This is a genomic window from Acinetobacter sp. UBA801 (assembly GCA_002296655.1).
GTDB lineage: Bacteria > Pseudomonadota > Gammaproteobacteria > Pseudomonadales > Moraxellaceae > Acinetobacter.
This window is the reverse complement of the sequence record DBIN01000018.1, coordinates 25,238-34,749: the sequence shown is the minus strand read 5'-3', so window position 1 is coordinate 34,749 and position 9,512 is coordinate 25,238. Positions and strand designations below refer to the sequence as shown.

Below are 9,512 nucleotides of genomic sequence, written 5' to 3'. Positions count from 1 at the left end.
TTTAATTCCGTTATCAAAATACGGGTTATGTGAAGCTGAAATCACAATGCCTAAACTGGCATGCAAAGCACGGGTCAAGTGTGCAATGGCTGGGGTTGGTAATGGGCCCAACAAGTGTACATATACACCTGCGGCGTTCAAACCCGCCTGTAACGCTGCTTCTAAAATATAGCCTGAAAGACGTGTATCTTTACCTAATACCACGATTGGTTTATTTTTTTTGGTGTGCTTTTTTAAAACTTTACCTGCTGCAAAACCCAGTTTTAATGCAAATTCAGGTGTAATAGGTAACTCTCCGAACTTCCCTCGAATGCCGTCTGTACCAAAATAACTCATATTGTTCTCACTTCTTAGAGGTGATCTTTATCATCACTTTTTTACTGCAAGTTACTTTACACCAAAAATGAAAAAGCCGTCACATTGATGACGGCTTTTATTTGAAAACGATACTAAAAATTAACCAACACGATAGTTCGGCGCTTCTTTAGTAATCGTCACATCATGTACGTGAGATTCCTGCATACCTGCTGCAGTAATTTTCACGAATTTTGCATTCTGACGTAGGTCTTCAATGGTTGAAGAACCTGTATACCCCATAGATGAACGCAGACCGCCCATCATTTGATGCACGATGTTACCCATTGGACCTTTATACGGCACACGACCTTCAATACCCTCTGGTACAAGTTTTTCTGCACCTGCTTTAGAGTCTTGGAAATAACGGTCTGCAGAACCTGTTGCACCCGCCATTGCACCCAATGACCCCATGCCACGGTAAGCTTTATAGTAACGGCCTTGGAAGAATTCAACTTCGCCCGGTGCTTCTTCAGTACCTGCAAGCAATGAACCGACCATAATCGTACTTGCACCTGCACCAATCGCTTTGGCCATATCACCAGAGAAGCGAATACCACCATCGGCAATTAATGGAATCTGTTCTTTCAATGCATTGGCAACAGAATCAATTGCAGAGATTTGTGGCATACCAATACCAGCCACAATACGTGTGGTACAAATCGAACCTGGACCAATCCCCACTTTCACTGCGTCTGCACCTGCATCTAACAATGCCAAAGCAGCATCGCCAGTTGCAATGTTACCGCCAATCACTTGAACTTGTGGATAGTTGGCTTTTACCCAGCGAACACGCTCAATTACGCCTGCAGAGTGCCCATGTGCAGTATCGACTACAATTGCATCGACACCTGCTTCAACTAATGCTTCTACACGGCTTGGCGTTTCTGCACCTGTACCCACGGCAGCACCCACACGTAAACGACCTAAGTCATCTTTACAGCTATTTGGGTACAATTCTGCTTTACGGAAGTCTGTGACCGTAATTAAACCTTTTAATTCCTGCTGGTCATTCACCACCAAGACTTTTTCAATACGGTGCTGTTGCAATAAAGCTTGAATATTTTCTTTAGATTCGTCTTCGCGTACTGTCACTAAACGATCTTGACCTGTCATGATGTTGCTAACAGGTTGTTCAAGGTTGGTTTCAAAACGTGTATCACGCCCTGTCACAATACCAACAACTTTGCCATTTTTAACTACAGGTACACCGCTAATATTGTTGGCTTGGGTCAGCGCAATCAATTCACGTACTGTCGTTTCAGGCGTTACGGTAATCGGGTCTTTCACCATACCCGCTTCAAATTTTTTCACACGGCGCACTTCGGCTGCTTGCGCAACGATGTCCATGTTTTTATGCAAAATACCAATACCACCGTTTTGCGCCATCGCAATTGCCATACGAGATTCAGTCACCGTATCCATTGCTGCTGAAACAAGTGGAATATTCAGGTCAATGCCGCGCGTAAAACGTGTCTTTAAGGAGACATCTTTTGGAAGAACAGTAGAATAGGCAGGGAGTAATAAGACATCATCGAAGGTTAACGCTTCTTGAACGATGGTCAGCATAACAGTCTCACTGGTAATTTCCGTGAGCCATTATAAACAAATCTAGGCACAAATTTCATTTGTTCTCTAAGAAATATTTTTATTCTGCTCTTCTGGGGGATGCTGCATGAAAAAATCGGCAATTTTCATCTAAAAATTGAGGTTTTCACCCCTAGTTTACTTTTTAGCCGCACAGATTTAAAAATTGTGATGTTTCATTTTTCAGCCTGATCAAGCCGCTTCAATCTGAAGCATGATTTGGCTATCTATTCCAAATTAGCCACAAAAAAAGCAAAGCAGCAGCCTTGCTTTTTCAATCTGGATTGCCATCAACAACTGACTTCACAATTAAACGACTTGATCGAAGTCATCATCATTCACAGATATGGCTGGATCGACCTGCACAAATGGAATCATATTATGTGCAAGGCGGGCTTTGTTGCATTGGTCATCGGCAATTTGTACTTCTTTGCAAGAGCTGCTGCGCAATTCATAAATCCCGCAGCTCACTTGCTGTCCAACCTCACCTTGTAAAGCAATACAACGTGGCTGACTTTGGTTTGTCCCGCACATACATGAATACACTGCTGTCACTGGTTCCGTGTAGTGCTCAGGCATATTTATGCCTTCAGCCCAATAAAATGAAACACGGAAATAAGCGCAACACGCGCCACAGCTTAAGCAGGCATCCTGTGTAGGTACTTGAGACAACATTCGTTAAGTTCTCGCCATCAAAAAAATCGTTTTTGGGAGAAAATCTTAAAAAAAGTTGTTTTTGCACTCAAGTTTTTTTTACAGTTTTTTCAGCTTTTTTTGTTGCTTATTCGGGGCAGCTAAACACGTGCTCATCCATCAAATCGACGCCACATTCCAATGTTTCAATCCAGTCTAGGAATTGATTCACCTGTTCTTTACCCACAAATGGTGTACCGTGTTGCGGCACAATCATTTCAACGTCCATGCTGCGCACCATATTCACCCATAGGCGAATCACTTTATTGGAACACATATACCGCTGATGGAAGCCTTTCATAGTAGGAATATGCGCAGCAAAATCAGTCAATGGAATTGAAGCATCTTCTACCATCGATGCACCCATATCGCCAGAAAATAAAATTTTAGCAATAGGATCATAAAACTGGAAATTACCGACAGAGTGCAAGAAGTGCGCAGGCACAGCTATAATTTTAGACTCACCCAAAGAAATCGCTTGACCTTCATCTGGCAGTTCCACCAAACGATCTAGCCAGTTGCCTTTCATACGATCACTCATAAAAGATGAGCTTAAGTGCGGCAAGAAACGCGCCCACAATTTTGATGCTACGATTTTTGCTTCGGTATAGACCAACCAACGCGGCATTGAAGTGATGATGTCTGGGTCTTGGTGCGATGCCATGACATAATCAAGATTGGTTAAACGGGTATATTTGTTTAATTCCATGGTCAGTGGCACATAGGTCAGGTCGCCACCCGGGTCTAGCACTGCAGCACGGTTATTATCAATAATCAGAAATTGGTTGGCCTGAATACCTTCACCTTTGACCAAACTGGTAAAACTAATACATTTATGTGTCCCATTATCAAATAAGACCTGCGATGTTGTACGGTCAAATGCCATAACCAAACCCCAATTTTTCATTTAAAAAATACATTTCTATGACTGAATAACATATAGCTATTTATGCGAAGTTACAATAAATAAAATAGCTTGGATTATCTGAAATATCAGTAAATTGCAGCACGACGCACATAAATAAATCCCAAGCAACTCACTCGGGATTTATGCATTTTAATGAATAGTTTAGAATAAATAATGTTGCGCCAAAGTCGACACACCAATAATCAAGAAGATCAAGGCACCGATTTTATGGATTAAAGCAATTGGCAATCGGGTCGCTAATTTATTACCAATAAATACCGCAGGTGCATTGGCCAGCATCATTCCCAAAGTGGTTCCAAGCATGACCCAAAACACGCTGTCATAACGCGCCGCTAAAGCCACGGTGGCAATTTGAGTTTTATCACCAATTTCTGCCAAAAAAAACAACACAAAGGTCGCGCCAAACACCCCGTATTTTTGCCACTTGTTGATGCTTTCAGTTCCATCATCCAATTGGTCTGGAATAAGCATCCAAATCGCCATGCCAATAAAACCTAAAGATAAAATCCACAATAAAATTTCTGGGCTAAGTACCGTGGTAATCCACTGCCCCAAAACTGCAGAAAGTCCGTGATTAATGAGTGTTGCCAGTAAAATAGCAACTAAGATTGGCGCGGGTTTACGAAAACGTGCCGCGAGTAATAAAGCCAGTAATTGGGTTTTATCACCCATTTCGGCTAAAGCGACAATGGCAGTCGAGATGAGGAATTCATACATGATGTTTTTCTCTGGCTAGCACACATACCAATGACCTATCCCTCCTGCTAGCCAAAATCTGCAGAGTGATAAATCAAAGGTCTTGCCAACAAAAGAAAGCTTGAAAAAGCTGACTTGGTTCTTTGCTATGATGACCATGTTCTGTGGAACAAATATGTTGACCATCACCTTTTTACTTAATCTAGTTTAAACAGAAATCAGTAAAAAGCGGCTACTCCCCAATGAAGTAAAGCTATTCTAAACGGAATACTGCGCTTAAGCAAATTTAGCCGAGTAACGGCACTGACAAAAAACCCTGCCGCAGCAGGGTTTTGTAAAGCTTTTCTGAATTTAGAGCAGTAAGCTACGAATATCAGCCAATAATTGGGTCAGTTTATGGGTAAAACGTGCTGCATCTGCGCCATTAATCACCCGATGGTCATACGACAATGACAACGGCAACATCAAGCGCGGATCAAAACTTTCACCATTCCAGACAGGCTGCATGGTGGCAGGTGAAATACCCAAAATCGCAACCTGCGGCCAGTTCACCAATGGCGTAAATGCCGTACCGCCAATCGAACCTAAACTGGTGATGGTAAAGTTTGCGCCTTGTAAATCTTTAGGCGACAACTTTTTATCACGCGCTTTTTGGCTGAGCTCGCCCAGTTCAATCGCAATTTGTTTAATCGATTTCTGATCTGGATTGCGTAGCACAGGCACGGTTAAACCATCAGGGGTTGCTACGGCTATGCCCATGTGGATTTCTTTACGTAACAGTACCGATTTTTGATCGTCTGCCAAATGTGCAGCAAAATACGGCTCATCTTTCAGCAAATGCGCCACAGCTTTAGCAATGAACGCCAAAATGGTCAGGCTGACACCTTCTTTTTTGAAGTTGGCTTTTAATTCACCACGCCATGCTTCTAGCTCAGTAATATCGGCCAAATCAAATTGCGTGACTTGTGGAATGTAATTGTTCAGGGACAATTGCGGAATTGACACTTGTTGTAAACGCGTCAAACCTTTTTCTTCAACACCACCAAATGCACTAAAGTCAGGCAGCTTTGGCAAACCTGTAACTTGCTGCGTTGTAGCAGCCACAGGAGCAGTCTGCGGCGCAGTAAGACGCGCTTTAACATAAGCCTTCAAGTCTTCTTTGAGTACACGTGCATGTGGGCCAGTAGCCTTTACATCGGCTAAAACGACACCTAACTCACGTGCCAGTTTACGCACAGCAGGACCTGCATACACTTTTGCATTGGCTTCATGTTGTGCCTTGCTCAGTTTGTCTACATTCGTATACGCATTTGCTGCAACTGTCGTGGTTTGTGCTGTAGATGCAGCGCTGACTGCTGCCGATGCACTTGGTGCAGAGGCAACTTGGGCTGCCGAAACTGCTGTTGGTGCAGCTGCATCTGCAGTCACTATTGTCACTAAGGCATTGCCCTGCGCAACACTTTGTCCTAATTCCACGTGGATGGCTTGAATCACGCCTGCAGTAGTACTTGGCACTTCAACTGTGGCTTTGTCTGATTCCACCACAATCAAACTTTGGTCAGCGGCAACTGTATCGCCTACTTGTACTAAAATTTCTGCCACTGTGGCTTTATCGACCCCTAAATCAGGTACTGCAACTTCAACCTGAGCTGATGCTGTAGTTTGTGGTGCCGATGCACTTGTTGCTGCACTCACTGGTGCGACAGCCTCTTCTACTGGTACTGATTGAGGTGTTTCCATCTGTGTGACTGCGCTAGATGTGGCAGTTTTCACTTTCAGAATCACCACACCTTCTTTTACGGTATCTCCCGTATTGATTTGGATGGCAGTGACTGTACCCGACACCGTACTAGGCACTTCTACTGTGGCTTTGTCCGACTCTACTACAATAAGGCTTTGATCAACATCAATCACATCGCCGACTTTTACTAGAATTTCCCCAACAACAGCTTTTTCCACGCCAATGTCAGGTACTTTTACATCTACTTCTTGTGCAGTGTTTGATACAACTGAGCTTGGCGCAGCAGCAACTACTGGTTCAGCATCTTGCTTTGGTGCAGCATCTACTTCGATTTGCGGTGCAGCAACTTCTGTAACAGCTGCAGATTGAACTTCAGTTTCTAACTCAATCAGTACTGCACCTTCAGTCACTTCATCGCCTTGTTGTACCAAAATGCTTTTCACTACTCCTGCAGCGGTGCTTGGTACTTCAACAGAAGCTTTGTCTGATTCCAATAGGACAATGCTGTCATCAACTGCAATCGTGTCGCCAACTTTGACAAGAATATCTGCAACAGTGGCTTTATCGACACCAATATCAGGCGTTTGAATTTGCATGATCAGTGCTCCTCTTTGTAGTCAGCAACCGCTTGTACTTCAGGAACCGCTTGCGGTGCCCACGCGACAGGACGATCTGTATCTAACTCAAATGTCGAGATTGCATCTTTGACTAAGCGTGCATCGACTTCGCCTTCATCAGCCAGTTTTTTCAAGGTTGCTACCACAATGTGTGCAGCATCGACCCCAAAGTAGCTACGCAAGTTACCGCGGGTATCGGAACGACCATAACCATCGGTACCTAAGGCAACAAATGGACGGTTGTCTGGCAAGTAACCGCGAATTTGCTCGCTATAGGCGCGCATGTGATCGGTTGCAGACACTACAATGCCGTCTTTGCCACGTAACTGTTGTGAAACCCAAGGCTCTTTGCTTTCTTCGGCCAATGGATGCAAACGGTTGTACTCTTCACACGCCATACCATCACGCGCCAATTCGTTGAAACTGGTCACACTGTAGACATTCGAGTGAATTTGATACTCTTCACGCAAAATTTTCGCCGCTTTAATGACTTCACGCAGAATTACACCTGAACCCAACAATTGAACCGTGGCTTTTTCATCTTCCTGCAGTAAATACATACCGCGCTTAATGCCTTCTTCCACACCTTGCGGCATTTCAGGATGCTCGTAGTTTTCATTCATGACAGTGAGGTAATAGAACACGCGCTCCTGATTGACATACATGCGCTGTAAACCATCATGCACAATCACGGCAAGCTCATAACCAAAACATGGGTCATAGGACACACAGTTTGGAATGGTATTGGCTAAAATATGCGAGTGACCATCTTGGTGTTGTAAACCTTCACCATTGAGTGTGGTACGTCCTGCAGTGGCACCCAACAAGAAACCTTGCGCCTGTGCATCACCTGCTGCCCATGCGATATCGCCAATACGCTGAAAACCAAACATGGAGTAGTACATGTACATTGGAATCATTGGTAAGTTATTGGTTGAATAACTGGTACCCAAAGCTGCCCAAGCACTCATTGCACCTGCTTCATTAATGCCCTCTTGCAGCATGTGACCGTCTTTGGCTTCACGATAATGCATCAACTGTTCTTGGTCTTCTGGGGTGTATTTTTGCCCATGCGCGGCATAAATACCCAATTGACGGAACATGCCTTCTAAACCGAAAGTACGTGCTTCATCAGGTACAATCGGTACCACACGGTCTTTAATGGCTTTTTCTTTGAGCAAGGCTGAAATCAAACGCACCATCACCATCGTGGTCGATTGTTCTTTGCCACCTGAACCCGCCAAAACTGAATCGAAAACTGATAATTCAGGAATTTGTAAAGCTTCGCTGTCTTTACGGCGCGCAGGCAAATAACCGCCCAACGCTTCACGACGCGCTTTCATATATTTTAATTCAGGCGAGTTTTCACTTGGACGATAGAATGGCACTTCTTCAAGTTGCTCATCGCTGAATGGCAAGTTAAAGCGGTCACGCACATATTTTAAAGAATCCAACTGCATTTTTTTGATTTGGTGGGTTTTGTTCACCGCTTCAATTTCATCCGACAAACCATAACCTTTGACCGTTTTGGCTAAAATGACCGTTGGCTGACCTTTGGCCTTACATGCTTCAGCATACGCCGCAAACACTTTATACGGATCGTGACCACCACGGTTCAGGTTATCAATATCTTCATCGCTTAAATCTTTGATCAATTCTTTGGCTTCAGGATATTTACCAAAGAATTTCTCACGGGCGTATGCACCGCCTTTCACTTGTAAACGCTGATAATCACCATCGACCGCTTCTTCCATGATGGCTTTTAATGCACCTGTATCATCTTTGTCCAATAAAGCATCCCAATGACGCCCCCAAACTACTTTAATCACGCGCCAACCTGCACCACGGAATAATGATTCAAGTTCTTGAATGATTTTACCGTTACCACGTACAGGCCCATCTAAACGCTGTAAGTTACAGTTGACCACCCAAATCAGGTTATCTAGCTTTTCACGACCTGCGAGTGAAATCGCCCCCAGACTTTCTGGCTCATCCATTTCTCCATCGCCCAGAAATGCCCAGACTTTACGATCTTCTTCTTTAATCAAACCGCGGTTCATTAAATATTTTTGAATATGCGCCTGATAAATTGACATGATTGGACCCAGACCCATTGATACTGTTGGGAACTGCCAATAGTCAGGCATTAAATAAGGATGTGGATAGCTAGGTAAACCGTTACCGCCCACTTCGCGGCGGAAATTATTCAATTGATCTTCAGTTAAACGCCCTTCTAAATATGAACGGGCATAAATACCTGGTGCACAATGACCCTGATAGTAGATCATGTCACCACCAAAGTGATCACTATTGGCACGAAAAAAATGATTAAAACCAACATCATACAATGTTGCTGAAGATGCAAAACTTGCAAGGTGACCACCTAAATCATCACCTGTTTTATTGGCACGCAATACCATTGCCAACGCATTCCAGCGAATCAAGGCACGAATACGGCGCTCCATATCCGGATCGCCAGGCATGGCAGGTTGTTCTTCCACTGAAATAGTATTGAGGTAGGGAGTATTTAATCGCTGAATGGGTACATGTTTTGCAATTGCACGTTGGTACAGTTTTTCGAGTAAAAATGCTGCCCGTTCAGTACCCATATGTTGTAACACAGCATCAAAGGCATCTTGCCATTCTTGGGTTTCTTGTGAGTCCGTATCACCATAAAACGCCATAATTCACTATTCCTAAGCCTAATCGTATGCTTTATATGTATCATAATTTAGACTTTAGTAGTTATGGCTAATCTTAAATGCGTATCCTACATACTATTTAGAAAATAAATAGTAATTGACATTCCCTTACAGCAAATAACAAAAAACCGCCAATTTAGGCGGTTTTTTATACAATACAGCATATACTGCGTGTTATTATTTTTTTAAGTGAT

6 protein-coding genes, 1 pseudogene and 1 riboswitch are annotated in these 9,512 nt (G+C 43.5%); all 7 genes and pseudogenes read right to left on the bottom strand.

Annotated elements, in window-relative coordinates; translation table 11 throughout:
• A pseudogene (glmM, locus tag B2W49_RS02875) lies at positions 1-336 on the bottom strand (phosphoglucosamine mutase); the annotation flags it as partial.
• 120 nt (positions 337-456) lie between these two features.
• Positions 457-1,923: an IMP dehydrogenase gene (gene guaB, locus B2W49_RS02870; RefSeq protein WP_291334277.1), complete on the bottom strand. Its 1,467-nt coding sequence runs from the start codon at positions 1,921-1,923 to the stop codon at positions 457-459.
• Between the two features lie 327 nt (positions 1,924-2,250).
• Entirely contained in the window at positions 2,251-2,616 is a 366-nt protein-coding gene (locus tag B2W49_RS02865; RefSeq protein ID WP_291334276.1) for a YkgJ family cysteine cluster protein, read from the bottom strand.
• A gap of 106 nt (positions 2,617-2,722) precedes the next feature.
• Complete coding sequence (locus tag B2W49_RS02860) at positions 2,723-3,520, bottom strand: MBL fold metallo-hydrolase (protein WP_291334279.1); 798 nt, start codon at positions 3,518-3,520, stop codon at positions 2,723-2,725.
• Between the two features lie 183 nt (positions 3,521-3,703).
• Positions 3,704-4,279: a TMEM165/GDT1 family protein gene (locus tag B2W49_RS02855; RefSeq protein WP_291334275.1), complete on the bottom strand. Its 576-nt coding sequence runs from the start codon at positions 4,277-4,279 to the stop codon at positions 3,704-3,706.
• A 71-nt stretch (positions 4,280-4,350) separates the two neighbouring features.
• Positions 4,351-4,511, bottom strand: a riboswitch (yybP-ykoY riboswitch).
• A gap of 98 nt (positions 4,512-4,609) precedes the next feature.
• Positions 4,610-6,595: a 2-oxo acid dehydrogenase subunit E2 gene (locus tag B2W49_RS02850; protein ID WP_291334274.1), complete on the bottom strand. Its 1,986-nt coding sequence runs from the start codon at positions 6,593-6,595 to the stop codon at positions 4,610-4,612.
• Between the two features lie 2 nt (positions 6,596-6,597).
• A complete protein-coding gene (aceE, locus tag B2W49_RS02845; protein WP_291334273.1) occupies positions 6,598-9,300 on the bottom strand; it encodes a pyruvate dehydrogenase (acetyl-transferring), homodimeric type in 2,703 nt (900 codons plus the stop codon).
• Positions 9,301-9,512 lie beyond the last annotated feature (212 nt).

Bases quoted from the DNA above. Each gene is read 5' to 3' on its own strand.
- B2W49_RS02855 (WP_291334275.1), bottom strand. From the start codon at position 4,279: ATGTATGAATTCCTCATCTCGACTGCCATTGTCGCTTTAGCCGAAATG.
- aceE (WP_291334273.1), bottom strand. From the start codon at position 9,300: ATGGCGTTTTATGGTGATACGGACTCACAAGAAACCCAAGAATGGCAA.
- B2W49_RS02865 (WP_291334276.1), bottom strand. From the start codon at position 2,616: ATGTTGTCTCAAGTACCTACACAGGATGCCTGCTTAAGCTGTGGCGCG.
- B2W49_RS02850 (WP_291334274.1), bottom strand. From the start codon at position 6,595: ATGCAAATTCAAACGCCTGATATTGGTGTCGATAAAGCCACTGTTGCA.
- B2W49_RS02860 (WP_291334279.1), bottom strand. From the start codon at position 3,520: ATGGCATTTGACCGTACAACATCGCAGGTCTTATTTGATAATGGGACA.
- guaB (WP_291334277.1), bottom strand. From the start codon at position 1,923: ATGCTGACCATCGTTCAAGAAGCGTTAACCTTCGATGATGTCTTATTA.